Annotated in this window: 26 protein-coding genes; 9 read left to right on the top strand and 17 right to left on the bottom strand. The window is 64.6% G+C overall.

The features are described from left to right. Positions 1-421: 421 nt before the first annotated feature. Positions 422-799: a hypothetical protein gene (locus RT614_RS21035; RefSeq protein ID WP_313624057.1), complete on the bottom strand. Its 378-nt coding sequence runs from the start codon at positions 797-799 to the stop codon at positions 422-424. 46 nt (positions 800-845) lie between these two features. Here RT614_RS21035 and RT614_RS21030 point away from each other — a divergent pair, with 46 nt between their 5' ends. Then, positions 846-1,208 (top strand): glyoxalase superfamily protein, encoded by a 363-nt coding sequence (locus RT614_RS21030; RefSeq protein WP_313624056.1) that lies wholly within the window; start codon positions 846-848, stop codon positions 1,206-1,208. A 27-nt stretch (positions 1,209-1,235) separates the two neighbouring features. Here RT614_RS21030 and RT614_RS21025 read toward each other — a convergent pair whose 3' ends face one another. From RT614_RS21025 to gtdA, 14 genes are all read right to left on the bottom strand, one after another. Continuing rightward, a complete protein-coding gene (locus tag RT614_RS21025) occupies positions 1,236-1,928 on the bottom strand; it encodes an ABC transporter ATP-binding protein (RefSeq protein ID WP_313624055.1) in 693 nt (230 codons plus the stop codon). Then, entirely contained in the window at positions 1,928-2,680 is a 753-nt protein-coding gene (locus RT614_RS21020) for an ABC transporter ATP-binding protein (protein ID WP_313624054.1), read from the bottom strand. The genes RT614_RS21025 and RT614_RS21020 overlap by 1 nt, the downstream gene beginning before the upstream one ends. After that, a complete protein-coding gene (locus tag RT614_RS21015) occupies positions 2,677-3,639 on the bottom strand; it encodes a branched-chain amino acid ABC transporter permease (RefSeq protein ID WP_313624066.1) in 963 nt (320 codons plus the stop codon). Before RT614_RS21015 ends, RT614_RS21020 begins: the two co-directional genes overlap by 4 nt. Before the next feature lie 89 nt (positions 3,640-3,728). Further along, positions 3,729-4,643 (bottom strand): branched-chain amino acid ABC transporter permease, encoded by a 915-nt coding sequence (locus tag RT614_RS21010; RefSeq protein ID WP_313624053.1) that lies wholly within the window; start codon positions 4,641-4,643, stop codon positions 3,729-3,731. Between the two features lie 78 nt (positions 4,644-4,721). Further along, entirely contained in the window at positions 4,722-5,900 is a 1,179-nt protein-coding gene (locus tag RT614_RS21005; protein ID WP_313624052.1) for an ABC transporter substrate-binding protein, read from the bottom strand. A 94-nt stretch (positions 5,901-5,994) separates the two neighbouring features. Then, entirely contained in the window at positions 5,995-7,218 is a 1,224-nt protein-coding gene (locus RT614_RS21000; protein ID WP_313624051.1) for a 3-hydroxybenzoate 6-monooxygenase, read from the bottom strand. Positions 7,219-7,237: 19 nt separating this feature from the next. Then, positions 7,238-8,590 (bottom strand): FAD-dependent oxidoreductase, encoded by a 1,353-nt coding sequence (locus RT614_RS20995; protein ID WP_313624050.1) that lies wholly within the window; start codon positions 8,588-8,590, stop codon positions 7,238-7,240. Between the two features lie 53 nt (positions 8,591-8,643). Beyond that, positions 8,644-9,660, bottom strand: coding sequence for a tripartite tricarboxylate transporter substrate binding protein (locus RT614_RS20990; RefSeq protein ID WP_313624049.1), 1,017 nt, complete (start codon positions 9,658-9,660; stop codon positions 8,644-8,646). Next, positions 9,653-10,036: a chorismate mutase gene (locus tag RT614_RS20985; protein ID WP_313624048.1), complete on the bottom strand. Its 384-nt coding sequence runs from the start codon at positions 10,034-10,036 to the stop codon at positions 9,653-9,655. Before RT614_RS20985 ends, RT614_RS20990 begins: the two co-directional genes overlap by 8 nt. Then, complete coding sequence (gene maiA, locus RT614_RS20980; protein ID WP_313624047.1) at positions 10,033-10,671, bottom strand: maleylacetoacetate isomerase; 639 nt, start codon at positions 10,669-10,671, stop codon at positions 10,033-10,035. The genes RT614_RS20985 and maiA overlap by 4 nt, the downstream gene beginning before the upstream one ends. A gap of 53 nt (positions 10,672-10,724) precedes the next feature. Beyond that, entirely contained in the window at positions 10,725-11,690 is a 966-nt protein-coding gene (locus tag RT614_RS20975; protein ID WP_313624046.1) for a tripartite tricarboxylate transporter substrate binding protein, read from the bottom strand. A gap of 90 nt (positions 11,691-11,780) precedes the next feature. Continuing rightward, positions 11,781-13,040 (bottom strand): flavin-dependent oxidoreductase, encoded by a 1,260-nt coding sequence (locus RT614_RS20970; RefSeq protein ID WP_313624045.1) that lies wholly within the window; start codon positions 13,038-13,040, stop codon positions 11,781-11,783. Between the two features lie 2 nt (positions 13,041-13,042). After that, the gene (locus tag RT614_RS20965) at positions 13,043-13,741 is read right to left on the bottom strand and encodes a fumarylacetoacetate hydrolase family protein (RefSeq protein WP_313624044.1); all 699 of its coding nucleotides are present in this window, start codon (positions 13,739-13,741) and stop codon (positions 13,043-13,045) included. 54 nt (positions 13,742-13,795) lie between these two features. Beyond that, on the bottom strand, positions 13,796-14,863 hold the full coding sequence (gene gtdA, locus RT614_RS20960; protein WP_313624043.1) for a gentisate 1,2-dioxygenase: 1,068 nt from the start codon (positions 14,861-14,863) through the stop codon (positions 13,796-13,798). Positions 14,864-15,046: 183 nt separating this feature from the next. On the opposite strand from gtdA, the gene RT614_RS20955 reads away from it, so the two are divergent. The 8 genes from RT614_RS20955 to RT614_RS20920 all read left to right on the top strand — a co-directional run bounded on the left by RT614_RS20955 (position 15,047) and on the right by RT614_RS20920 (position 22,274). Beyond that, a complete protein-coding gene (locus RT614_RS20955; protein WP_313624042.1) occupies positions 15,047-15,982 on the top strand; it encodes a LysR family transcriptional regulator in 936 nt (311 codons plus the stop codon). Then, positions 15,979-16,527, top strand: a complete 549-nt coding sequence (locus RT614_RS20950; protein WP_313624041.1) for a hypothetical protein — start codon at positions 15,979-15,981, stop codon at positions 16,525-16,527. The genes RT614_RS20955 and RT614_RS20950 overlap by 4 nt, the downstream gene beginning before the upstream one ends. Positions 16,528-16,722: 195 nt before the next feature. Further along, a complete protein-coding gene (locus RT614_RS20945) occupies positions 16,723-18,003 on the top strand; it encodes an IS256 family transposase (protein WP_313624040.1) in 1,281 nt (426 codons plus the stop codon). A gap of 101 nt (positions 18,004-18,104) precedes the next feature. Next, a complete protein-coding gene (locus RT614_RS20940) occupies positions 18,105-18,719 on the top strand; it encodes a class I SAM-dependent DNA methyltransferase (RefSeq protein WP_313624039.1) in 615 nt (204 codons plus the stop codon). Between the two features lie 748 nt (positions 18,720-19,467). Continuing rightward, positions 19,468-19,806, top strand: coding sequence for a toxin (locus tag RT614_RS20935; RefSeq protein ID WP_313624038.1), 339 nt, complete (start codon positions 19,468-19,470; stop codon positions 19,804-19,806). Continuing rightward, on the top strand, positions 19,803-20,117 hold the full coding sequence (locus tag RT614_RS20930) for a transcriptional regulator (RefSeq protein ID WP_313624037.1): 315 nt from the start codon (positions 19,803-19,805) through the stop codon (positions 20,115-20,117). The genes RT614_RS20935 and RT614_RS20930 overlap by 4 nt, the downstream gene beginning before the upstream one ends. Positions 20,118-20,640: 523 nt before the next feature. Further along, positions 20,641-21,144: a DUF4365 domain-containing protein gene (locus RT614_RS20925; protein ID WP_313624036.1), complete on the top strand. Its 504-nt coding sequence runs from the start codon at positions 20,641-20,643 to the stop codon at positions 21,142-21,144. Next, positions 21,141-22,274, top strand: a complete 1,134-nt coding sequence (locus RT614_RS20920) for a hypothetical protein (protein ID WP_313624035.1) — start codon at positions 21,141-21,143, stop codon at positions 22,272-22,274. The genes RT614_RS20925 and RT614_RS20920 overlap by 4 nt, the downstream gene beginning before the upstream one ends. A 144-nt stretch (positions 22,275-22,418) precedes the next feature. On the opposite strand, the gene RT614_RS20915 is transcribed toward RT614_RS20920, so the two are convergent. Next, positions 22,419-23,156, bottom strand: a complete 738-nt coding sequence (locus RT614_RS20915; RefSeq protein ID WP_313624034.1) for an anti-sigma factor — start codon at positions 23,154-23,156, stop codon at positions 22,419-22,421. Continuing rightward, on the bottom strand, positions 23,153-23,725 hold the full coding sequence (locus tag RT614_RS20910) for a sigma-70 family RNA polymerase sigma factor (protein WP_409558500.1): 573 nt from the start codon (positions 23,723-23,725) through the stop codon (positions 23,153-23,155). The genes RT614_RS20915 and RT614_RS20910 overlap by 4 nt, the downstream gene beginning before the upstream one ends. Positions 23,726-23,759: the final 34 nt, after the last annotated feature.

The following is a 23,759-nucleotide window of genomic DNA, read 5'->3' as shown; positions in this document are numbered from 1 at the left end:
AACAGCTTGATCCACACCATAGAATCTCGTCCGCCTTCGGCTCCCTACGGTTTCCCTCGGGCGCATCTACACGCCCCGCGCACCCCAGGCCGCCGACGCGCCGGGCTTGGGTGGTTGAATCTTGCCGGTCGTTGGCGCGGGCGGAGTCCTTGAGGTTTTTCTTGGCGTTGGCGCTGGATAGGAACGTCTTGCGGGGCCCGCCCCACCGCGGCCGCGCGGGCGGCCTTGTGGGGCTTACGCGGTGCCTTGCGTCGAGGGGATGACGCTGCGCGTAATTGTTGTCGGGCGATGTTGGGTGATCCTAGGTGACCAGGTGTCTGACACCCGAACGAGATGCCGCTCCAAGCTGAACCGCACGTTCGCCAGGTGTCTGACACCCGAACGAGACGACTCTCAAACTTGAGCCGCCCGTGGCGGGGTGTCAGACACCTTCGCTTCCAGGCCATTGCGGCCCCTTGATCAGCCACTGCAGCATGTTCGCCAGCATCTTCCTGTCGTAGTCGCCGTCCGTGATCTGGTATTGCTCGGGGTCGCGGTTGACCCATGAGTCGGTGACCGTCCAGTCTTCACCGTCCTGTTCCAGGCGCAGCGCATAGATCCAGTTGCCGGTCCAGCTGCGGTGCAGGCGCAGCCAGCCGTCGTGCAGGTAGATGAACCACTTGTCCTCCATTTCCCGCGGGATGACGCCCTGTTGCAGGCGGGCGTATTCGCCCGCGGTGTAGCGCGCCTGGAAGTGCAGCGGTTCGCGTTGCTCGGGGGCGGGCAGGTGTTTCCAGGAGTCTTGGGTGGCGATGGGCATCAGGTGGTCTATGCTGGTTTTTTTCGCATACTACCAAGGTCACGCCATGCACCTGCACGCCGCCATTCCGATCCTGCGCATTTTCTCGGTGGAGAAGGCGCGCGATTTCTATCTGGATTTCCTGGGCTTCACGTGGGACTGGGAGCATCGCTTCGAGGCGGGCTTTCCGTTGTATGCGCAGGTGCATCGGAGGGATCTGGTGCTGCATCTTTCCGAGCATCACGGCGATGCGACGCCGGGGTCGGCGGTGTTCGTGCGGATGCAGGGCGTGGATGAATACCACGCCGAGGTCAGCGCGAAGGGCTATGCCTATATGCGCCCTTGCGTGGAAGACATGCCTTGGGGGCGCGTCATGGCGGTGATCGATCCGTTCGGCAATCGGCTGCGTTTCTGCGAGTCGCAGGATTAGCAGGGCCGCCAGCAGGCGGCCCCGTGCTTACACGCCCAGATATCGATGCGCCAGGTCGGGCTGCGCGGCGAGTTCGGCGGGGCTGCCTTGCCAGACGACGCGGCCTTTTTCCAGGACGTGGTGGCGGTCCACCAGCGTGGCCATTTCCTTGAGGTTCTTGTCGATCACCAGGATGGTCTGGCCTTCTTCCTTCAGGCGGCGCAGGCAGTTCCAGATTTCCTGGCGGATCAGGGGCGCAAGGCCTTCGGTGGCTTCGTCCAGGATCAGCAGGCGAGGGTTGATGAGCAGGGCGCGGCCGACGGCCAGCATCTGCTGTTCGCCGCCGGACAGGGTGCGGGCGGATTGCGCGCGGCGTTCTTTCAGGCGGGGGAACAGGTCGAAGACGCGGCCGATATGCCAGCCGGCCCGTGTGTTGCGGGCGGTGGCGACGAGGTTTTCTTCGACGGACAGGGATCCGAAGACGCGGCGGCCTTCGGGCACCAGGCCGATGCCCAGTTGGGCGATGCGGTGCGGCGCCATGCCGGCGATGGGTTTGCCGTCCAGCAGGATGTCGCCGCCCTGGGCGGGAAGCATGCCCATGAGTGTCTTTACGGTGGTGGTCTTGCCCATGCCGTTGCGGCCGATCAACGAGACGACCTGGCGCGGCGCGATGTCGAGGTCGACGCCGAAGAGCACTTTGCTGGCGCCGTAGCCGCCTTGCAGTTGTTTGACTTGCAGCATCAGTCTTCCTCGCCCAGGTAGGCGGCGCGCACGTCGGGGTGGCGGCGCACCTCGTCTGGCGTGCCGGTGAAGATGGTTTTGCCGTAGACCAGGACGGTGACGCGGTCGGCCAGCGCGAAGACGGCGTCCATGTCGTGTTCGACCAGCAGGATGGCGTAGCGGCCCTTCAATGTCTGGAGCAGCGCGGTCATGCGCTGGGATTCCTGGGCGCCCATGCCGGCCATGGGTTCGTCCAGCAGCAGCAGGGATGCGTCCAGCGACAGCGCCATGGCCAGTTCGAGCTGGCGCTTTTCGCCGTGCGCCAGGGCGGATACGCGCACGTCGGCGCGGTCGGCCAGGCCGACGCGTTCCAGCGCCTGTCTTGCGGGATCGCGCAGCCGGGCCATGTGGCGGGCGCTTTTCCACAGGTTGAAGCCGCCGGGGCTATGCGCCTGCACGGCCATGGCGACGTTGTCTTCGGCGGTGAAGTCGGGGTAGAGCTGGCTGATCTGGAAGGATCGCGCCAGCCCCGCTGCGGGACGCTTGTGCGCGGGCATGCGGGTGATGTCATCGCCGTCTAGCCAGATGCTGCCGGCGTCGGGCAGGATTTCGCCGCTGATCTGGGACAGGAGGGTGGTCTTGCCCGCGCCGTTGGGGCCGATGAGCGCGTGCAGTTCGCCGGGCCTGACTTCCAGGTTGACGCCTTGCGTGGCCTGGACGGCGCCGAAGGCCTTTTGCAGGCCTTTGATCTGCAGTTTGGGATGTCCGGTCATTGCTTGCCTCCCACGAGCCAGCCGTAGACGCCGCGTTTGCCGAACAGCACGACCAGCACCAGCACGGGTCCCAGGATCAGCATCCAGTGTTCGGTCCAGCCGGTGGCGACCTGCTCCAGCCCCAGGTAGACCGCGACGCCCAGGACGGGGCCGAAGATGGTGCCCATGCCGCCCAGGATCACCATGGCCATGAGTTCGCCCGACTTCTGCCAGGCCGTCATGTCGGGGCTGACGAAGAGGGCGTAGTTGGCCCATAGCGCGCCCGCCAGTCCCGTGCCCGCGGCTGACAGCACGAATGCCGTGAGCCGGTAGCGCAGCGGGGCCAGACCCAGGCCGATGCTGCGGCGCGGATTCTGCTTGATGCTTTGCAGCGCCATGCCGAACGGCGAGTTGACGATGCGCCGGCACACCACGATCCACGCGGTCATCAGCGCCAGGCAGACGTAGTAGAAGGTGGACGGATCGTTCAGGTTCAGGCCGGGCAGGGTGTTGCGCGCGTCGATGGACAGGCCGTCGTCGCCGCCGTAGACCATCAGGCCCACCAGGATGAAGTACAGCATCTGCCCGAAGGCCAGGGTGATCATGATGAACTGCACGCCCGACGTGCGCAGCGACAGGAAGCCGATGACCAGCCCCGCCAGCGCGGACACGGCGATGGCCAGCGGCCACATGACCAGCGCGGCGTTGCTGCCGCTCCAGCCGAACAGCGTGTCGCCCTGGCCAAGGTGAAAGCCGGCAATGCCGATCACGTAGCCGCCCAGGCCGAAGAACGCGGCGTGGCCGAAGCTGACCATGGCGCCGTAGCCCAGGATGAGATCCAGGCTGACGGCGGCGATGGCGTAGATGAGAAAGCGCGTCATCAGGTTGACCAGGAAGCTCTCGCCCGTGGCCGACGCGATGGCCGGCACCAGGACGAAAAGCAGGAGCCCGATCGCGTTGACGATGGCGCTGCGGGTGATGCGTGGCTTGCTCGCACTGGCGGGTGTGCCGCGAACGCCCGCCGGCAGCGCATCCGACGATGAAGTTTGTCTGTTCATGGATCTCGTTCCTAGCGCTGGGCAGGCACAAGTCCGCGCGGCTTGAACAGCAGCACGATGGCCATCAGGATGTAGATGGTGGCGGACACCAGGCTGGAGCTGGCCGAGTCCGACAGTTCCGGGGGCAGCAGGCGCGACATCCAGAAGGGGATGTAGGCGCGGCCCAGGGCGTCGGTCATGCCGATCATCAGCGAGCCCACCAATGCGCCGCGCACCGAGCCCACGCCGCCCACCACGATGACGACGAAAGTGGTGATGAGGATGCGTTCGCCCATGCCGATCTCCACCGCCAGCAGCGGCGCGGCCATGACGCCGGCAAAGCCGCACAGCAAGGCGCCCAGCGTGAAGATCAGGGTAAAGAGGCGCTGGATGTTCACGCCCAGCGCGTCGACCATTTCGCCATCGTCGGCGCCCGCGCGCACCAGCATGCCGACGCGCGTGCGCGAGATCAGCAGCCACAGGCCCAGCGCCACCAGCGCGCCCGCGCCGATGAAGGCCAGCCGCATGACGGGATAGTTCAGGCCCGGCAGGAGCGCGACGGATCCCGACAGGAACGGCGGGATGTCCATGAAGGGCGGGCTGCGGCCAAACAGCACGGTCACGAGTTCATTGGTGAAGAGCGTCAGGCCCAGAGTGGCCAGCACCTGGTCCAGGTGGTCGCGCCGGTACAGGTGGCGGATGACCAGCAGTTCGACCACCAGGCCGTACAGCGCGGCGCCCGCCAAAGCAGCCAGCAGCGCGGCCGCGAACGATCCCGTGGACGCGGCGGCGCTGGCGGCGCAGAACGCGCCCACCATGTAGAACGAGCCGTGCGTCAGGTTGATGACGTTCATGATGCCGAATACCAGCGTCAATCCCGCCGACAACAAAAACAGCAAGGCGCTGTATTGCAGGCCGTTCAGGACCTGCTCCAGGAACATCAGCATTGCGACTCCTTCTCGAGAGAGTCTGTGTGATGACGGCGCACGGGGCGGCGAGCCCGCCCCGTGCGGCCTGTTGCCGCGTTACGGCATCTTGCAGTCCACCGCGTGCACGTCGGTGTGGTTGCGGGCAAGCACCTTCAGGTTCTTGTAGACCAGCTTGCCGTCGGGCCCCGCGTCGATGTGCAGCAGGTACCAGTCCTGGATGGGATGCTGGTTCGAGCCGAACTTGAAGTTGCCGCGCACGCTGGGGAAGTCGGCGCGGCGCAGGGCGTTGCGGAAATCGTCTGGACGGCCGGTGATGTCGCCGTTGACGGCCTTCAGGCCGGACGCGATCAGGTTGGCGGTGTCGTAGGCCTGCGCCGCGTAGGCGGTGGGCGCGCGGTTGTAGGCCTTGGTGAACGCCTGGACGAAGTGCTTGCTCTGCGCGTTGTCCAGATCGGCGCTCCACAGCGAGCTCAAGTAAAAGCCCTTGCCCGCGGTGCCGGTTGCGGCCAGCATGCGGTCGTCCATCGAATAGATGGGCGTGATCATCTTGATCTTGTCGGCCAGGCCGGAATTGGCGAACTGCTTGGTCAGGTTGATGCCGGCGCCGCCCGGATGGAACTGGAAGATGGCGTCCGGATTCAGGGACCGGATGCGCGCTAGCTCCACCGAGAAGTCGGCCTGTTCCAGCTTGGTGTAGATCTCGTCGGCGATCTCGCCCTTGTAGGTGCGCTTGAAGCCGGCGACGGCGTCGCGGCCGGCCTGGTAGTTGGGCGCCATGATGACTACGCGCTTGGCGCCCAGCTCATTGGCGGCCATGCCGGCCGTGTCGGCGTACGAATCGTTCTGGAACGCCACCGAGAAATAATTCGGGTTGCAGGCCTTGCCGGCGTAGTTGGAGGGGCCGGCGTTCAGGCTGACATAGAAGGCGCCCACATTCAGCACGGTGGGGCCGACGGCGGCCATCACGTTCGAGAAGTTGATGCCGGTGAACAGGCGCACGCCGCCTTGCACCATCTTGTCGGCAATCTGCTTGGCGTTGGCGGGCTTCAGCGCGTCGTCCTCGACGCGCACGTTGACCGGCACGCCGCCCAGCTTGCCGCCGCCTTCCTTGACGGCCAGCATGAAGGCGTCGCGCTCGTCTTCGCCGATGTAGCCGGCCGGCGTGGACAGAGTGCCGATGAAGCCGATGTCCACGGGTTTCTGCTGCGCGCTGGCCGCGTACGAGGCCAATGACAGCATGACGGCGGCTGCGCCGCGGATGGTGCTTTTGTGCATGGTTGTCTCCTCTTGTGCTTATGCTTGATTGCCGCTTGTTAGCCGCCTGTTTCCCGCCTGTTTGCGGAAAGCAGTTTTGCCTTGCGATTTTCTTCTACTGCGGAGTGCCTCCCTGGAGGCAGTTTTCGACCTTCCAGCCGTACAGCCACTGCAGTGCGTCGTAGAACTGGGATTGGCTGCGTCCCGTCCACAGCATGTTGCGCACGGTGCGCTCCACGCCGCGCGCGTGATAGAGCCTGCCCATCTCGCGCGTGGACCACACCACGCGCGCGCTGCGCGGGATGCGGACCGATTCGTACAGGCGGAAGGCCGCCTCCAGATCTTGTTCGCAATGCTTGACGGCTTCGCCCAGCGTCACGGCGTCTTCCAGCGCCATGCAGGCGCCCTGGGCCATGTATTGCGTCATCGGATGCGCGGCGTCGCCCAGGATGGTGACCCGGCCCTGGCCCCACCGTTCGACGGGCTCGCGGTCGGCGGTGGCCCAGCGCTTCCAGGAGGTGGGGCGGTCCAGCATCTGGTGCGGCGTCGGGTGGATGCCCTGGAAGTACGACAGCACTTCTTCCTTGCTGCCTTCGCGCACGCCCCATTCCTCTTGTTCGCGGCTGTGGAAGGTGACGACCAGGTTGTATTGCTGGCCGCCGCGCAGCGGATAGTGGACCAGGTGGCAGTGCGGGCCCGCCCACAGCACGGGCGCGTTGATGCGCAGATCCTGGGGCATGTTGTCGCGTTCGACCACGGCCCGGTAGACGACGTGACCCGTTACGCGCGCGGGGTCGCCAACCATGCGCTCGCGGATGACGGATTTGACGCCATCGGCGCCCACCACCGCATCGGCGCGATAGCGGTTGCCTTCGGTGTCCACCACTTCCACGCCGCGTTCGTCCTGCGACATGCTGGCGATCTGCGTGGACGTGCGGAAGCTGATCAGCGGGTCCTTCTGCACGGCCTCCAAAATGGACAGGTGGATGTCGGCGCGATGGATGACCGCGTAGGGGCCGCCGAAGCGCGCGCGGAAGGCCTCGCCCGTGTCGATGCGCACGACCTCGTTGGCGTCGACCGCGTCCATCATGATGATGTGGTCGGTGAAGACCGCCCGATCGCGGGCGGCGCGGCCCACGCCCAGGGCGTCCAGCGCCGCGAAGGCATTGGGGCCCAGCTGGATGCCCGCGCCGATTTCGCCGATGTGCGCGGCCTGCTCCAGCAGTTGCACGGCGATGCCCTGGCGGGTCAGCGCCAGCGCGGCGGCCAGGCCGCCGATGCCGCCGCCCACGACGATCACGGATTGCGGTTTCGATTGTGCAGCGAGAGTTGTAGTCATGTCGGGATCTCGCGCGGGGTCAGTGTTGGCCGCCCAGGAAGGCGCCCTGCTTTTTCAATTGCGCCTGCAGCGCGGGAATGGATACGTCGGCGGGCGCAATGCCTGCCCGCAACGCCATCGCGGACGCCGTGCCGGCAGCCTCGCCCATGACGAAGCAGCTGCCGCTGACGCGCGCGGCCGACTGGCCTTCGTGCGTCATGGACGCGCAGCGGCCGGCCACCAGCACGTTGCTGGCCACGCCCGGCCCGCGCTTGGGGACCATCATGCGGAAGGGCAGCTGGTTGTAGCCGCGCGATTCGGGGATGGGCGGCCACACCCACTTCACGTCGCCCGCCGTGTGCATCTCCAGCGGCCATCCGTTGACGCCGATGCTGTCGGGGAAGTCCGCGCAGCCCAGCACATCTTCCTTGCTGAGCATGACCTCGCCCACGATCCGGCGGGTTTCGCGGATGCCCAGCTGCGGCGCGATGTCCAGCACATAGGCCTGTTCAAAACCCGGCACCTTTGCACGCAGGAAGGCCAGGTAGTTCATGATCTGCCGGCGGCCTTCCAGCTCGCCGGCCGACAGCGAGCCGGCGTCCGTGCCGTCGGCCGCGCTGCCGTCGGCATTGGCCAACTGCGTCACGTTCACCCGCCATTCGTAGTCGTGTTTCTGCGGGCGCACGATCGCGCCGCGCCGCGGGAAGGTGAATTCGCCGCTGGCGGCGGTGTCGTCCATCAGTTGCGGGATGGTCTTCCAGGCTTCCTGCGCGCGCGCGCCGTCGACGTTGCCCACCTTGAACATCAGCGTCGGGTACAGCATGTGGCCGTGCTCGTCGCCTTTTTCGAACGGCAGCCCGCCCCACTGGGCGATGTCGGCGTCGCCCGAGCAGTCGATGAAGATCTTCGCGCGCACGGCGCAGCGGCCGGACTTCGTTTCCAGGAGCAGCGCATCCACGCGGCCCTGGTCGTCGCGCGTAAGGCCCGTGGCCAGCGCATGGAAAAGCACCTGCGCGCCGCTGTCCTGCACCAGTCCGTCGGCCGCGCACTTGAACGCCGAGATGTCATAGGCCTGCGCGTGGATCTTGCCCAGGATCAGGTGCGGATCGTTCAATCCGTCCATCGCCCGCATGCGGTCAAGCAGATCGTCGGTCATGCCGTGAACCACCTGCCGGATGTCGCCGTGGATGTTGGCGTGCAGTCCGCAGAAGTTGGACACGCCGGCGGCGGTGCCCATGCCGCCCAGGAAGCCGTAGCGTTCCACGAGCAGCACGCTGGCGCCATTGCGCGCGGCGCTGGCGGCCGCCAGTACGCCGGCGGGGCCGCCGCCCAGCACGACGACCTCATATTCGCCGTACAACGGGACCTGGCGGGCGGGTTCGGTAATGACCATCTGAAATCTCCTTGCTTGTTGCGGTCGGCGCGCGGCAGGGCCGCGCGTCGGTATTACTGGCCCTTGATGCCCAGCTTCTTGATCAAAGGCTCCCAGCGCTTCAACTCGTCATCCATGTACGCGCGGAATTCGGCCGGCGTGTCGCCCACCGGGTCCATGAATTGCGCCTGAAGCCGCTTGGCGACCTCGGGATCGCGGATGGCCTGGACCAGCGCGTCAGACAGCTTTTTCTGCACGTCGGCCGGGGTCTTGGACGACACCACGAAGCCGATCCACGCCGACCCCTCGATGCCCTGCACCCCCACTTCGGCCAGCGTCGGGATCTCGGGCAGCAGCGCGGAACGCTTGGACGAGGTGACCGCCAGCGCCTTCAGGCGGCCGTCCTTCACCATGGGCATGACCGCGATGGGCGGCAGCGCGGCGAACTGGGTGTCGCCGGACAGCAGCGACGTCAGCGCGGCGGGCGACGACGGATAGGGCACGTGCATCGCGCGCGCGTTGATCTGCTGGAGTAGCAGTTCGACGGCAAGGTGCGACACGGTGCCGGCGCCGGGCGACGGGAAGTTGTACTTGTCCGGGTTCTTCTTCAGCGCATCAAGCAGCTGGCCGATGTTGTCGATGCCGGCGGTGGCCGGCACCACCAGCACATTCGGCTGGTGCACCGCCAGGGTCAGCGGCGACAGGTCGGTGGCGGGCGCGTAGGGCAGCTTGTCGAACAGCAGCGTGTTGTTCACCAGCGGGCCGGTGATGGACACGCCGAAGGTGTAGCCGTCGGGCTTGGCGTTGGCGATGGCGTAGGTGCCGATGTTGCCGCTGGCGCCCGGCTTGTTCTCGACCACGATGGTCTGGCCCAGGATCGCGCCGGCCTTCTCGCTGACGATGCGAGCGACCTGGTCGGGACTGGAGCCCGGGCCGAACGGAACGACGGCCTTGAGCGGCTGCGTGGGCCAGGCGTCGGCGGCGGTGGCGGCGGCCAGTGGCCCCAGCGCGGCAAGGCACAGCGCCACGGCGCGAACGGCGACGCGGCGCGCGAGCGGCCGGCCGGGTTGCGGGATCGAAAGCTCAAGCATGCGTGTCTCCCACGTCTTTCATGGTGTCGAAATAGGTTTGCTCATTGGCGATGAATGCGGCGACCATCGCGCGGTAGGTGGCGTCCACCACCTGCTCCAGGTTCGCGAAGCCCTGGTTGTGGCGTTCGGCGAGCTTTCGGGCTTTTTCAAAGACCTGGGCCTGGCGCGCGGGCGCGCTGACCTGGAAGGCGTCGCGCTTGAAGCGCGCGGCGTCCTTCACGTACATGGCGCGCTCGGCGATCAGCCGGACGATGTCGTCGTCCAGCCGGTCGATGTTGGCGCGCACGTCGGCCAGATTGGTGCACAGGGGGCGGTAGGCGGGGTCGGTGTACTCGCGCAGCGGCGCGCCCTGGGTGTCGGGTTCTTGCTTGCTCACTTGGTGTAGTCCGGTTGCTGGGTGGGTGCGGCCTGCTGGAAGGCGGGCTGCGTGTTGCAGTGCTCGTAGATGCGCAGGGTGCGTGGATAGGCGGACAGGTCGCAGCCCATGCGCTGGGCGTTGGCCACCTGGGGAACCAGGCAGCAGTCCGCCAGCGTGGGCGCATCGCCAAAGCAGAACGCACCGTGGCCGTGGCGCGCCAGCAGCGCTTCAACGGCGGTCATGCCTTCGCGGATCCAGTGGTGGTACCAGGCGTTCTTCTGGTCGTCGCTGGCCCCAAGCACTTCCTGCAGGTAGCGCAGGATGCGCATGTTGTTGACCGGGTGGATGTCGCAGGCGATGGCGTCGGACAGCTCCAGCACCCGGGCGCGCGCGAGCGTGTCGGCCGGAATCAGCCGCGGCTCGGGATGCGTGGCGTCCAGGTAGTCGATGATGGCCAGCGACTGCGACAACTGCGTGTCGCCGTCCACCAGCAGGGGCACGCCCGCCGACGGGTTCCTGGAAACGTAGTCCGCCGCCCGCTGCTCCTGCTTGCGCAGGTTCACCGGCAGGTATTCGTAGGACAGGCCCTTGAGCGCGAGCGCGATGCGCACGCGGTAGGACGTGGAGCTGTTGAAGAAGCTGTGCAGTTGCATGGAGGGTGCGTCTTTTAAGGGCGGTAGTCCGTGGGCGGACGGATCGGGAGGGGTTATTCCGCCGTGATGCCGGTGCGGGCGACGACGTCGTCCCAGCGCTTGGCGTCACGGCCGATGAGAGAACCGAATTCGGCGGGCGTGGAGGTGGCGGGAACCATGCCCTGCGCGTCGAAGGCGGTGGCGGTGGCCGGCGTCTTCAGGATGGCGTTGATGTCGCGGTTCATGCGGTCGACGATCGCGGGCGGCGTGCCCTTGGGCGCCAGCACGCCGTACCACATGTCCACGTCCGCGCCTTGCAGCCCGGCTTCCGTCAGCGTGGGCACGTCGGGCAGTTGGGGCAGGCGCTTCGGACTGCCGGTGGCGATCACCTTGAGCTTGCCGCCCTTTACTTGCGGCAGGGCCACATGGACCGGCAGGAACATGTAGTCGAGCCGGCCGCCGAGCATGTCGGTGACGGCGCCCGCCGTGCCCTTGTAGGGCACGTGCAGCATGGTGGCGCCCGTGCGATCCAGGAACAGCGCCATCGACAGATGATGCGGGGTGCCGACGCCGGGCGTTCCGTAGCTGAGCTTGCCCGGGGCGGCCTTGGCCGCCTGCACGACGTCGGCGACCGTGTTGGCGGGATTGGACGGATGCGTCACCAGCAGCAGCGAACCCCATGACGTCAGGCCCACCGGCGCGAAGTCTTGTTGGGGGTCGAAGCGCAGCTTGCCCTTGTAGAGGCTGCTGTTCATGACGAACGTGTTGACCGTCACCAGGAAGGTGTAGCCGTCGGGATTGGCGCGCGCGACCTTCTCGCTGCCGATGTTGCCGCTGGCGCCCGCCAGGTTCTCCACCACGACAGGCTGGCCCAGCGTCTGCGGCAGGGTGGCCGCCAGTTGGCGCGCGATCAGGTCGATGCCGGTGCCGGGCGTGAACGGCACGACCAGGGTGATGGGGCGATCGGGCCAGGCGGCGTGGCTGGCCGTGGCGGCGAATGAAAGGGCCGCAGCGGCCAACAGGCGTAGCAACTTGCACATGGTTTGTCTCCTTGCTTGTCGCCGGTCATGCGCCGGCTTTACGGGGCGGCGGGCCTTGGGGCCGCGCTCGCCAGGGGTCTGGCTGGACGGCTAAACGTAAGGCGCGCGCTCCTTCAGCGCCGCCGGGTCGAAACCCGCCACCTGCTTGTAGCGCTGGGAAATCCCTTCCAGCTCTTCGCGGCTGATGACGTCCTCGATGCGCGCGTAGGGCTTGTCCGCCGAACGCACGTGCACTTCGCGCAGGATGGCGTCGGGCGGATTGCTGCGGTTGGTCAGCACCACGCGCGTCGTCGCTTCGACGCGCACGCGGTCGTACTGCTGCAGCGCCTCGGGCGTCAGGCCCAGGCGCTTGAGCTGGCCGGTCAGGTAGCGGGCGTCCACCACGGCCTGTCCGGCGCCGTTCGAGCCGCGCGGCACCATGGGGTGCGCGGCGTCGCCCAGCAAGGTCATGCGGCCCTGCGTCCAGGTGGGCAGCGGATCCTGGTCGACCATGGGGTACTCAAGAATGGAGTCGGCGTCCTGGATCAGCCGCGCCACGTCGAGCCAGTCGAAATGCCAGTCGGAGAAGGCCGGGAAGAAGTCCTCCAGCCGTCCGCTGCGGTTCCAGTCGCGCACCGCGGGTTCGGCGGCCTCGATCTCGGCGACCCAGTTCACGAGCTGGTTGCCGTCGGCGTCGATGTTGTCGCGGATGGGGTAGATCACCATTTTGCCGGTGGACAGCCAGCCTGCCCGGACCATGCTGGCGCCCGACAGAAAGGGCTTGCAGCGCGTGGTTCCGCGCCACATGTTCACGCCCGAGTAGCGCGGCGCGCCTTCCTGCGGATAGAGCTGCTTGCGCAGCACCGAATGGATGCCGTCGCAGCCCACGGCGATGCGTCCGCGCGCGGGCGGCAGCGTGTTGCCGTCGTTGTCCTGGAAGCTTGCCGTGACGCCGTCGGCGTCCTGTTCGACGCCGGTGCAGCGCGCGTTGACCACTACGCTGTCCGCGCCCAGGCGCGCTTTCACGGCCGCCAGCAGCGTCATCTGCAGGTCGCCGCGATGGATCGAGTATTGGGGCCAGTCGTACCCGGCATCCATGCCGGCGGGCTCGCCGTAGATGAACTGGCCGTGCCGCGTGTAGAACACCGATTCGCGGGTGCGCACGGCGATCGCGTCCAGGGCCGGCAGCAGGCCCAGCTCGTCCAGTTCGCGCGTGGCGTGGGGCAGCAGGTTGATGCCCACGCCCAGCGGCTTGATCTCGCGCACGGCCTCGTAGACGCGGCAGGCGATGCCGGCCTGATGCAGGCTGAGCGCCAGGACCAGGCCGCCGACGCCCGCGCCGACGATGATCACATCGGTGTCGGTCCGCATGGTCACACCATCTGCACGCTGAGCGTGCCCAGGCCGTCGACGCCGCCGACCATCTTGTCGCCGCGCACCACGGGGCCCACGCCTTCGGGCGTGCCGGTGTAGATCAGGTCGCCGGCTTCCAGGCGGAAGTACTTCGACAGGTAGGCGATGGTCTCGGCGATGGACCAGATCAGCTTGCCGATGTCGCTGCGCTGCTTGTCGGCGCCGTTGACCTGCAGCCAGATACCGGCCTGTTCGATGCCGTTTACCGATTGCGCGGGGTGCAGCGGGCCGATGGGCGCGCTCAGGTCGAAAGCCTTGCCCAGTTCCCACGGGCGGCCGGCCTCGCGCAGCTTCATCTGCAGGTCGCGGCGGGTCATGTCCAGCCCGACGGCATAGCCCCACACGTGCTGCAGGGCCTCTTCGACCGCGATGTTGGCGCCGCCCTTGCCGATGGCCGCGACCAGTTCAATCTCGTAATGCAGGTTCGACGTTTCGGGCGGATAGGGCAGGGACAGCGTGGTGTCTTCGATCACGGGCACCACGGCGTCGGCCGGCTTGCAGAAGAAGAACGGCGGTTCGCGGTCGGGGTCGAAGCCCATTTCACGCGCATGGGCGGCGTAGTTGCGGCCCACGCAGTAGACGCGGCGCACGGGAAAGCTGTCCTGGCTGCCGGCGATGGGCACGGCGACGGGAGCAGCGGGAGCAAAGACGAAAGACATGGGTAACCCTTTGAAGACGGGATAAGGATTCGGAATGCGAGACGGCGCCGCGGATCAGCCGACGCGTTCTTCGCGCCACAGGCCCAGCGCGGCCTGCACGGGGCGGTCGGAATAGCTGAAGAGCGTCGCGTCTTCCAGCGCGGCCAGCTGCACGGGCATCCAGGACGGCGCCACGAAGACGTCGCGCGGCCCGAAGCTGAACTCCTGGTCGCCGATGCGCGCAGTGCCGCGGCCCTCGACCACGCTGTAAACCGTGGAGTCGGTCGTGCGCGTGGTCTTGCCCTGAAAGCCGGCGGGCAGGAACTGCATGAAGGTCGCCATCGTCGGCATGGGATAGCCGCCGGTGGCCGGATTCAGGTAGCGCAGCTTGACGCCGTCCCACGGGTCCAGTTCGCCGTGGCGATACAGGCCGTCCAGCGCCTCGCGGCTGCGCTCATACGGGTAATTGAAGATCGGCGAGTTGCCGCTGGTGACCTGGTGGCGCACGGGCGCCATGTTGTGGCCGAAGCGCGCCGTGCTATCGCCCTCGGGACGCGTGACGGGCTGGGTGGCCGACGGATAGTTCTCGGCAAAACCTGCGTCCAGGAAACGCAGCAGCGGAATGTCCAGTCCGTCCAGCCAGACCACCGGTTCGCCGCCTTCGACCGTCTCGGCGTTGCCGTGATCGTGCCAGGTCCAGGACGGCGTGATGATGAAGTCGCCGGGATGCATGGTGGTGCGTTCGCCGTTGACGGCCGTGTAGGCGCCGCGGCCTTCGACGATGAAGCGCAGCGCCGACTGCGTGTGCCGGTGGCTGGGCGCGATCTCGCCCGGCAGGATGAGCTGCAGGCCGGCGTACAGGCTTTGGGTGATGCTGGCCTGGCCGGGCAGGCCGGGATTTTCCAGGATGAGCACGCGCCGCACGGCTTCTTCGGCGGTGATCAGCGAGCCGGACGCCATGACGTCGTCGCGCACGTCGTCGTATTTCCAGATGGCGGGTACGCAGCGCGGCGCGGGCTGGCGCGGCACAAGGTTGTGCAGCGACTCCCACAACGGCGCCATGTGCTTTTTGGCGATGCGCGCGTAGTAAAGGGCGCGTTCCGAGGCAGCGCTGTCCGCGCCGGTGGGATGACCGTCGTGCATGGTTGTCTCCTGTATGTCCGGCTGGTGCCGGCTTCTACGGATGGCCGCCGCGTGGGTTCGCGGCTGGTCCTGATATGCAGACGATTATGCGAGAAGCAGCTATGTGTTTTGAAATGAAATTATCTTATTATCCATACGAATAAGAACATACCTACGAGACAATCCCCCACGACGAGGGCCCGCATGGACTGGACCCACCGCTTGCGGCTGCGCAATCTGAAGATGCTGCTCAGCCTGGCCCAGACCCGCAACATCAGCCATTCGGCCGCCATGCTCAATACGACGCAGCCCGGCCTGTCGAAATGGCTGAAGGATCTGGAAGACGACATCGGACTGCCGCTGTTCGAGCGCCATGCGCGCGGGCTGCGCCCGACGCCGCACGGCGATGTGCTGATCGCCCACGCCCAGCGGGTGGAGTCGCAGCTGGACCGCGCCAGCGCGGATATGGCGGCGCTGCGCGAAGGTGGCGGCGGGCGCGTGGTGATCGGCGCATCCGGCGCGTCGGCGTCGGACACGGTGCCGCTGGCGGTGATGAAGCTGCTGGAACGCATGCCGCAGGCGCGGGTGAAGCTGGTGGAAGGCACGACTGACCGCCTGCTGGCGCAGCTTGCGCAAGGCGACCTGGATATCGTGGTGGGACGGTCGGCGCCCGAGCACCACGACCCGGCCATCCGCTTCGAGGCGCTGTACCTGGAGCCCATCCACCTGGTGGCGCGGCCGCGACATCCCCTCTTCGCGGTGGAGCAGCCCAGCTGGCCGGACCTGCTGTCCTACCGCTGGATCCTCTGGCCCAAGGGCACACCCATCCGCAATGCGGTCGACGCGGCGCTGGCGGCCGCCGGCCAGGCGCCGCCGGCGGACCACGTGGAGTCGAACTCGGTCACCGTGAATCTCACGCTGATCAACAACAGCGACATGATCGGCGTGGCTTCGCACCGCGCGGCGCTGCGGTTTTCGCAGATGCGCGCGATGCGCATCATTCCGGTGCGGCTGTCGGGGTTTGGGTCGGTGGCGATGTATTGGCGCGAGGATGCATTCCGGCCGGTCGCTGTCCAAGAGGCCATGGCGGCGCTGCGCAACACGGTGGCGGAGCATGCGCCGGGAGTGACACGCCTGTGACCCCCGAGCCCGCTTCCGGCCTGAATGCCTTGATCGAGCAGTGCCGCAGGCTGGAGGCGGCGTTGGCGCAAGGGTTGGATTCTTCGTCGTCCCCGGCGATGCATCGCTTCGTGGCCGAGATGGACGCGGGCCGCGCGCCACCCGGCACGTGGTCGCCGCTGGTGCTGTCGGTGCTGGTGATGACGGGCGGGCTGGGCGTGGGGATTGAACTGCTGAGCCTGCTGCTGAGGTTCGTAGGGCCGGCGATGGCGGCGTTCACGTTGGTGGCGGTGTGCGCGGGGACGGCGCTTGCCCTGTCGATCGGGATGGTGCTGATGATGGCGGGACGGGTCCAGGGGGTGGTCCTGCTGAAGCGGCTATCGATCGGGCTGATCGTCGTGGGCGCATTCGGAGGGATCGCCTGGACCCAGCGCGACGTCAGAGCCGTCGGGCCCGTGGTGGCGATCCTGGGCGGTCTGGGCGCTTGGCTGGTGATGAATTCTTCAGGGTTTTATGTGTTCGTGGGGTATCGGGTGGCGTTGCGGTGTTTGGCGCGGCGAGGCTAGAGGGAGGCTATTTCGCGTGAGCTAGCTGATGGGTCGTGCATCGGCGGATTGGGGGTCGGGTGCGTAGTTGGGGTTGGGGTTGGGGCGGGCGTTGTGAGGTTGCTGGTGGAGGTTGGAGTTCTTCTTGAGACGCCCGGCGCGGGAGTGTCCGGATTTTTGTGTGCAGGCCTATGATGGTTTTCAAGGAGACCGACCATGGCACGCAACCCGAAGTCCGCGAAGCAGTCCAGCAAGCCGGCGCTACCGGCCAGTGCTGAGCAGTTACTCGATGAACTTGTAACGGGGCCGATGACGGCTGAGGCGGTCCAGGACACGTTCATGCTGTTGAAGAAGGCGCTGATCGAGCGCGCGCTAGGCGCCGAGCTGGGCCAGCACCTGGGCTATCCCGCTGGACAGGCCCGGCCCGAGGCGTCCAGCAACCAGCGCAACGGCAAGAGCAGCAAGACGGTGTTGACCGATGACGGCCCGCTCAAGCTCGATATCCCGCGTGATCGGGACGGCAGCTTTGCCCCGATCCTGATCCCCAAGCATGCCAGGCGGTTTACCGGGTTCGATGACAAGATCATCGCGATGTACGCCCGTGGCATGAGCGTGCGCGAGATCCGGGCATTTCTGGACGAGCAGTACGGCACCGACGTGTCGCCGGAGTTCATCAGCTCGGTCACCGATGAGGTCATGGAAGAGGTGCAGGCCTGGCAGAACCGGCCGCTCGATCCGATGTTGCCGGTGGTGTTCTTCGACGCGCTACGGGTCAAGATCCGGGATGAAGGCCTCGTGCAGAACAAGGCGGTCTACCTGGCACTGGGCGTGCTGCCCGATGGCAGCCGCGAGGTTCTGGGCCTGTGGATCGAGACCACCGAAGGCGCCAAGTTCTGGATGCGGGTGTTCAATGACCTTAAAACGCGAGGCGTGCAGGACATCCTGATCGCGGTGACCGACGGCTTAAAAGGGATGCCGCAGGCGCTTGAAATCGTGTTCCCGGCCACTACGCTGCAGACGTGCATCGTGCACCTGATCCGCAACAGTCTGAGCTACGCCGGCTGGAAGGAGCGCCGCGCCGTCGCCGCGGCACTGCGCCCGATCTACGCCGCCTTGAATGCTCAGGCCGCGCAACAGGCGCTCGATGAGTTCGCCGCGAGCCCATGGGGTCTGAAGTACCCCATGATCGTCAAGGCCTGGAAAGACGCGTGGGAGCAGGTCATCCCATTCTTCGTGTTCCCGCCGGCGATCCGACGCGTGATCTACACGACCAATGCGATAGAGAGCGTAAACGCGCAGCTTCGCAAGATCATCAAAACGCGCGGCCACTTCCCCACCGACGATGCAGCCATTAAGCTGCTCTGGCTGGCGCTGCGAAACATCGCCGTCAAATGGGGATCGGCCACACACCATTGGACCGAGGCGATGCAACAGTTCGCCGTCCTCTATGAGGAGCGATTTACCCGGCCCCGTATCGACTCACAGCCGGCTGGCTAGCTAATGAGGCAACGTCAGTGCAAATGCCTAGAACACAAAAATTCTGACACTCCCCCTACGGACTAGTAGGCTATTTCCGCCGCCGCTTCTGGAACACACAGATGCCCACTTCACCCGCTGACGATGTGATTTCGCTGTACCAGAACCATGCCGACGCCTTTGCCCGGCTGCGCGGCACCACCCTGATCGAGCGCGCCTGGCTGACCGAATTCCTGGCGCGGCTTCCCGTTCCGAGTCCGCGGGTGCTGGACATTGGCTGCGGCTTTGGTGTGCCCATAGCCCGCCATCTCATCGAACACGGCTGCCGCACCACCGGCGTGGACACCTCGCTGCCACTGCTGGCCCGGGCGCAAGCGGCCTTTCCCGATCACCAGTGGATCGCTGCGGACATGCGGCGATTGCCGTTGATGGAACCGTTCCACGGCTTGATCGCGTGGCACAGCTTCTTTCATCTGTCGCCGGAAGACCAACGCCCCATGTTCAATGAATTCCGCCGCCTGGCCGCGTCGGGGGCGGTGTTGATATTTACCAGCGGGACGGGGCTGGGGGAGGCGATTGGGGAGTTTGAAGGCAGGCCGCTGTACCACGGGAGTCTGGATGGCGCCGAGTACCGCGATCTGCTGGAGGCGAATGGATTTCAGGTGCTGCGACATGTGAAGGAAGATCCGGCTTGCGGCGGGGCGACGATTTGGCTGGCTAAGCGTGTGGAAAACTAGGTAGGCCTTCGCAAGAAATCGGGCGCTCGAGCGCGCTGATCAGCGACCGACACAGCGTTCGGTGAAAACATCGCAGGGAGACTGTCGAGCTGCGTGTCAGGCTTCGTGCGCTGATGTCTCCATCCAAATTGTCTCTCCGGGGTGATGCTCTCGGATTACGTCTAGCGCGTGCGAAACAGCCTGGGTATCCGTCGGGTGAATTTGCGCCGTAAACACCGACACCGCAGCTCCGGTCGCGCGTAGCGCACTAATTTCTTCCTGCGTCAGTACGGCATTTCCCACCCATAGTTCGAGGCGGTCGATGCGGGGCTGCAGACGCTCATACTCCAGGACACCGCTTTTGGATAACGCGAAGAACACCATGGTGAGTCCCAGAAAAATAGATTGGGTTGATGTGATGGAGGCATCCGGGCCTTGCCTTGTGCTTATGGCAGTGAGATCGCGCAAGTCGGGCGAAGCGGAGCATTATGAACCTGCGTGTACGCAACGGCGGCGACGTGCCTCGTACCAGCCTTGCTGGCACCCAAGACTAGGCTATTCCCGCCCCCGCTTCTGGGGAGAGGTGTCCTATCGTCCGATATCGACGCCTACGAACTCATCAATGAAGAATGGCTCCCACAATGAGCGGCTCATTGCCGCGCGTGGGACCTGAACATGTTTCGCAAGATGGGCTTGCGAGCACTCGGCAGGTCCAAACATGGGGCTAACCTTCTCGCAGTTGCTATTTATACGCAACTTACGTACATTGATGAAAGCCCTGTTCATAGAATTGCCTGCGTTCTCCCGCTACCGAGCCGAGTACTTGGATGACGACGACTATCTCGTCCTGCAGTGCACGATGATGAAGCACCCTGCGGCGGGTGACGTCATTGAGGGCACAGGTGGACTGCGCAAGCTGCGCCACGGCGATTCCCGACGCGGCAAAGGTAAGCGAGGCGGTCTGAGAGTGATTTACTACTGGTGGGACGGCGGGTCCCAGTTTTGGTTGTTTACCCTGTTCGACAAGGACGAAATGAACGATTTGTCGGCTAAAGCGAAGCAGGGGCTTAAGGGCATGCTTGAGCACGAAAGGAAGATTAGGCGATGAAGAAGCGGGATTTATATGCGGAGATTGCCGAAGGGTTTGAGGCGCTGGCGGAGGCGCGGGAAGGCAAACGGACTCTGCGCACCCATAAGGTTGAAATCAAGCCCGCTCCCGAAGTGACTGCAGAAGACCTGTTGGCTTTGCGTGAGCGCTTGAAATTGTCGCGGCAGGTATTTGCGCACTATCTACGAACGAATCCTCGGACCGTCGAGAACTGGGAGCAAGGCCGCGCAAAGCCGAACGCCCAGGCGGCATTGTTAATTCGCTTGGTGGAGAAGTTTCCTGATACGGTTGAGCGATTGGCGGAGGTCTAGTGCCCTGGGGGGGCGTCCAACGCTAAGTGCTTTGGACCAACCGATTCAGGCGAAATGTGGCAACCGATTCTCTCCAATTTAGGTGGCAGCGATTGAGGGTCGAGTGCCTCCACAGATCGGAAACGCGCCCCGATGGGATCTATCCCCATCGTTGAAAAACCTATCATTGTGGTGCGCAGCCCCATGCAATGCATTTGCAGAGCGACCTGTGTTTTTCATCTACTGCTTGGAAATGGATCTTGACGGCGCGTTAGCCTATCGGGGAGAGTCCAAATGTCTTCGACACAGCTGAGGACAACGTTGACAGGAAGTTCGCTCTGAATGACTAGGTGAGCCTTTGAGGGACGAGCAACAGTAATCCGGATGGCGAGGCAAGTCCCGCCTCCTAGCTGCTTCAAAGGGCTTCTTAGATGGTGAAAAGGGGCTTACGTAATGGCACTCTTTATGCTGTATGAACATACAGCTGCCAAATTTGTTTCATTTGTGTAACATCGAATGCTCTACTGAATAGACGGGCAATTCGATGGATCCGCAGCGGCAGAAAGAGGAATTCAACTACGCATATATCTGCGCCCTCGCTGCGCGCGCAGGGGTGAATCGAGGCGAATTCCGAGTGGATGACGACAGCATCGACGTAACCTTTCAGGCCAAAGGAAATTTTGGCCCGGGGCGGCGGCGCAGCCCGATTATTCAATTGCAGTTGAAGTGCACGAGTCGGGATCTGATTGTTGACGACAGTATTAGATTTCCTCTGCCGGTCAAGAACTACAACGACTTACGTGGCGATGATTTCGTGGCACCGCGTTACCTTGCAGTGATGGTGGTGCCCGACAACGTCGAAGAATGGATTGCTCACAATCCGACTCATATAGCGCTTCACCACGTATGCTATTGGGCATCATTGCGATACGCCGAGGCGACGGAGAACGAAAGGACCGTTACTGTCCCAGTACCGCTAGCGCAGCGTCTGACACATGAAACCCTTCTTCAAATGATGGAACGCGCGAGCGCAGGAGACTCGTTGTGATCTCGGACAACAACGTGGGTACCCGCGTCGTCCGAGTCACGGCCGAACAACTGCGGTCGTACCTAGAGCTGAAGGACTGGTTCGAAGACGGCAAGATAAAAAGTGTGGCGACAATTTGGCATCGGCACGATGATTTAGATGCAGAGGTCGTACTTCCGTTTCCCTCCGCGAAGGATCACGAGCAACGCCTTAAAGAAGCGATTGCCGCCATCGCGGCCGCTGAAAACAGGTTCGCTCAACAGGTGGAAGAGGACGTAGGACGCATCTTCGCAAATGTGGTGAGCGTGCGCGTCATTCATCCGGACACGTGTGACGGCAATATTCCGATCAACGACGGCGTCCTCTTGATTGAAAATGCCAAGGAACTGCTTCTTTCTGCCGCCCAGTCCCTACGCGCGAAGCGTAAGCAGTTCATCGGTAAGGTGGCTGCGGATGCTAAAGCGTACATCGATACTCTGCTTCTCGGGCAGACAGAGATCGGAAGCTATGTAGTCAACGTGATTGCGCCTATTAATGAGAATCCGGAGCCTGATAACCAGACCGCGGAGTCCGTGCCACATGCACAAGCCGTCACGCAAAGTTTGGTTGCTGGGCTCGAAGCGCTTGAAAAAGCTAGTACAGAGTTTGAAGGAAATCAGAATCTCCGTGTGTTCGACAATGCAATTCTCAGCGGAGTAAGCGCCAACATGTGTGATGCGCTGTTGGGTCTGAGTGGAATAAATCGGAACCGTAGCTTCGAGATTAAGATTACGTTCCAAGTAGGAAGGCTGTTTGCGACCGAGCCTCGGACCTTCGCGTACGACGCAAATCAGGTAGAGACTCTGAAGAAGGCCTCAGCCTACTATAAGGAAGACTACGTTCTTGAGAACCGGAAAATTACGGGTTTCGTCAAAAATCTCAGCAGGCTTCAGGGCGAAAGGCTTGGTACAGCAACCATCCAGTGCAAGGTCGACGATATCGATAGGTTGGTTAAAGTCGACCTTGAGGGCGACGACTATCACAATGCCGTTCGAGCTCATGACCAGGAGCTATACGTTCGCGTAAGTGGAGACGTTCATATCATGAGCCGCAGCGCTCGACTATTGCGTCCCCACGAGTTCATGGTAATAGATCAGCCCGACCTGCTTTAAGCATCATGCGTAGCACCAAGAACGGCTCGTTTGGCATTCCGCGTCAGAAGTAATTTGAAGTTTGTGTGAACAATTGGGCGCCATGCCCGAGCCGTCAGCTTTCGACGAACACGCACGCGTCCCGAACGCCTTCAAAACCACCCGTCACGATTCACCCACCGGCACCGCCTGACCACTCCCTTCCCCCGTCGTCACCAACGCATAGTTGTACCCCTGCCCCGACCAATACCTTGCCAGCAGCTCCCCATCACGCCGGCTCCCTTGCGCCAGAAACTGCCCGCCCGGCCCCGGCGGCCGGATATAAAACGTCGCACGCCGTCCGTCGTTCTCATAAATGACGAGCGCAGCGGGCCCCTGGTCGGTAGCCAACAGACGCGCAGCCACCGGCTTGAACCCACTGTCACTCAAATTGGGCAAGCGCTCGGCATGAGCAAAGTACTCATCCAGCCAGCCTTGCAGATCGTTGGCGCTGGCGCGCACGTCTGGTTGCGGTGCGTCCGCGGACGCGAAGAGGCGGTAGGCTTGCATCGCGTCCTGCATGGGCAGCACACGGCTTGCCAGGGTTGTGTCGCGCGCGCTCCAGCCCGTGGCGCCGCCTATCGCCAGCGCCACGACCAGGCTGGCCGCCATCGCCATGCGGCGCCTTGAGCGCGTGCGTAGGCCGGCGCGTACCGCGGTGGGGTCCAGCGCGGGATTGCCGGGCAGGCTGTCCCGGCCGGCTTGTTCGCGCAGGCGCTGGGCGTCGCGCTGCCAGGCGTCAAGCTCCTTTGCCTCGTCGGGATGCTCGCGCAGATAGGCCTGAATCTCTTGCAGTTGCGACGGGTCGAGCTGTCCGTCCACGAACGCGTTGCGCGCCAGGTCGTCCATAGAGCGTTTATTCATTTCAGTATCCTCAGGCGGGCCTCGCCGGCCTGGCCCTCATGCAATTCGCGCAGGGCGCTGCGCGCGCGGGACAGGCGTGACATTACGGTGCCCAGCGGAACGTCGAAGAGATCGGCGACGGCCTTGTAGCTCATGCCTTCCACGCTGACGAGCCACAGCAGCGTGCGCTGGGCCTCGGGCAGGCGTTCGAAGACATCCAGCGAGGATCGGGCGATTACCTCGCGCTCGGCCGACGGCGCGGCCGCGTCGGATCCGGCGAACCAGGAAAGGAGTCGCGCGTAGCGGCGCGACCGGCGTTGGGAATCCAGAAACTGGCGATACAGGATGGTGAACAGCCAGGCGCGAACGTCGCCCTGCGGGCGCCGGCCGGGCCAGCGCGTCAGCGCCCTTTCCAGGGTGGACTGCACCAGGTCGTCGGCCGATACCGGGTCGCGCGCGAGGCGCAAAGCGAATCGCCGCAGGCGCGGCAATAGCAGGCGCAGCACGGCGTCGGACAATTCTTCCGCGTGGATCGCGTCGTCGTCGGGGATTTCCGGACCTTCTGTCGGCAAGCGTACCGGTTGAATCATGTCGGGGTTCCTGTACAGACCTGCACCCGTGTTG

Origin of the sequence: Achromobacter sp., assembly GCF_032102605.1 — a bacterium.
Classification (GTDB): domain Bacteria; phylum Pseudomonadota; class Gammaproteobacteria; order Burkholderiales; family Burkholderiaceae_B; genus Achromobacter.
The sequence above is the reverse complement of the archived record's forward strand: the minus strand, read 5'-3'. Positions and strand labels throughout refer to the sequence as shown.

Excerpts from the sequence above, each read along its gene's own strand:
- RT614_RS21035 (WP_313624057.1), bottom strand. The coding sequence starts at position 799 with ATGCCCATCGCCACCCAAGACTCCTGGAAACACCTGCCCGCCCCCGAG.
- RT614_RS21030 (WP_313624056.1), top strand. The coding sequence starts at position 846 with ATGCACCTGCACGCCGCCATTCCGATCCTGCGCATTTTCTCGGTGGAG.
- RT614_RS21025 (WP_313624055.1), bottom strand. The coding sequence starts at position 1,928 with ATGCTGCAAGTCAAACAACTGCAAGGCGGCTACGGCGCCAGCAAAGTG.
- RT614_RS21020 (WP_313624054.1), bottom strand. The coding sequence starts at position 2,680 with ATGACCGGACATCCCAAACTGCAGATCAAAGGCCTGCAAAAGGCCTTC.
- RT614_RS21010 (WP_313624053.1), bottom strand. The coding sequence starts at position 4,643 with ATGCTGATGTTCCTGGAGCAGGTCCTGAACGGCCTGCAATACAGCGCC.
- RT614_RS21005 (WP_313624052.1), bottom strand. The coding sequence starts at position 5,900 with ATGCACAAAAGCACCATCCGCGGCGCAGCCGCCGTCATGCTGTCATTG.
- RT614_RS21000 (WP_313624051.1), bottom strand. The coding sequence starts at position 7,218 with ATGACTACAACTCTCGCTGCACAATCGAAACCGCAATCCGTGATCGTC.
- RT614_RS20995 (WP_313624050.1), bottom strand. The coding sequence starts at position 8,590 with ATGGTCATTACCGAACCCGCCCGCCAGGTCCCGTTGTACGGCGAATAT.
- RT614_RS20990 (WP_313624049.1), bottom strand. The coding sequence starts at position 9,660 with ATGCTTGAGCTTTCGATCCCGCAACCCGGCCGGCCGCTCGCGCGCCGC.
- maiA (WP_313624047.1), bottom strand. The coding sequence starts at position 10,671 with ATGCAACTGCACAGCTTCTTCAACAGCTCCACGTCCTACCGCGTGCGC.
- RT614_RS20975 (WP_313624046.1), bottom strand. The coding sequence starts at position 11,690 with ATGTGCAAGTTGCTACGCCTGTTGGCCGCTGCGGCCCTTTCATTCGCC.
- RT614_RS20970 (WP_313624045.1), bottom strand. The coding sequence starts at position 13,040 with ATGCGGACCGACACCGATGTGATCATCGTCGGCGCGGGCGTCGGCGGC.
- RT614_RS20965 (WP_313624044.1), bottom strand. The coding sequence starts at position 13,741 with ATGTCTTTCGTCTTTGCTCCCGCTGCTCCCGTCGCCGTGCCCATCGCC.
- gtdA (WP_313624043.1), bottom strand. The coding sequence starts at position 14,863 with ATGCACGACGGTCATCCCACCGGCGCGGACAGCGCTGCCTCGGAACGC.
- RT614_RS20955 (WP_313624042.1), top strand. The coding sequence starts at position 15,047 with ATGGACTGGACCCACCGCTTGCGGCTGCGCAATCTGAAGATGCTGCTC.
- RT614_RS20945 (WP_313624040.1), top strand. The coding sequence starts at position 16,723 with ATGGCACGCAACCCGAAGTCCGCGAAGCAGTCCAGCAAGCCGGCGCTA.
- RT614_RS20940 (WP_313624039.1), top strand. The coding sequence starts at position 18,105 with ATGCCCACTTCACCCGCTGACGATGTGATTTCGCTGTACCAGAACCAT.
- RT614_RS20935 (WP_313624038.1), top strand. The coding sequence starts at position 19,468 with ATGAAAGCCCTGTTCATAGAATTGCCTGCGTTCTCCCGCTACCGAGCC.
- RT614_RS20930 (WP_313624037.1), top strand. The coding sequence starts at position 19,803 with ATGAAGAAGCGGGATTTATATGCGGAGATTGCCGAAGGGTTTGAGGCG.
- RT614_RS20925 (WP_313624036.1), top strand. The coding sequence starts at position 20,641 with ATGGATCCGCAGCGGCAGAAAGAGGAATTCAACTACGCATATATCTGC.
- RT614_RS20915 (WP_313624034.1), bottom strand. The coding sequence starts at position 23,156 with ATGAATAAACGCTCTATGGACGACCTGGCGCGCAACGCGTTCGTGGAC.
- RT614_RS20910 (WP_409558500.1), bottom strand. The coding sequence starts at position 23,725 with ATGATTCAACCGGTACGCTTGCCGACAGAAGGTCCGGAAATCCCCGAC.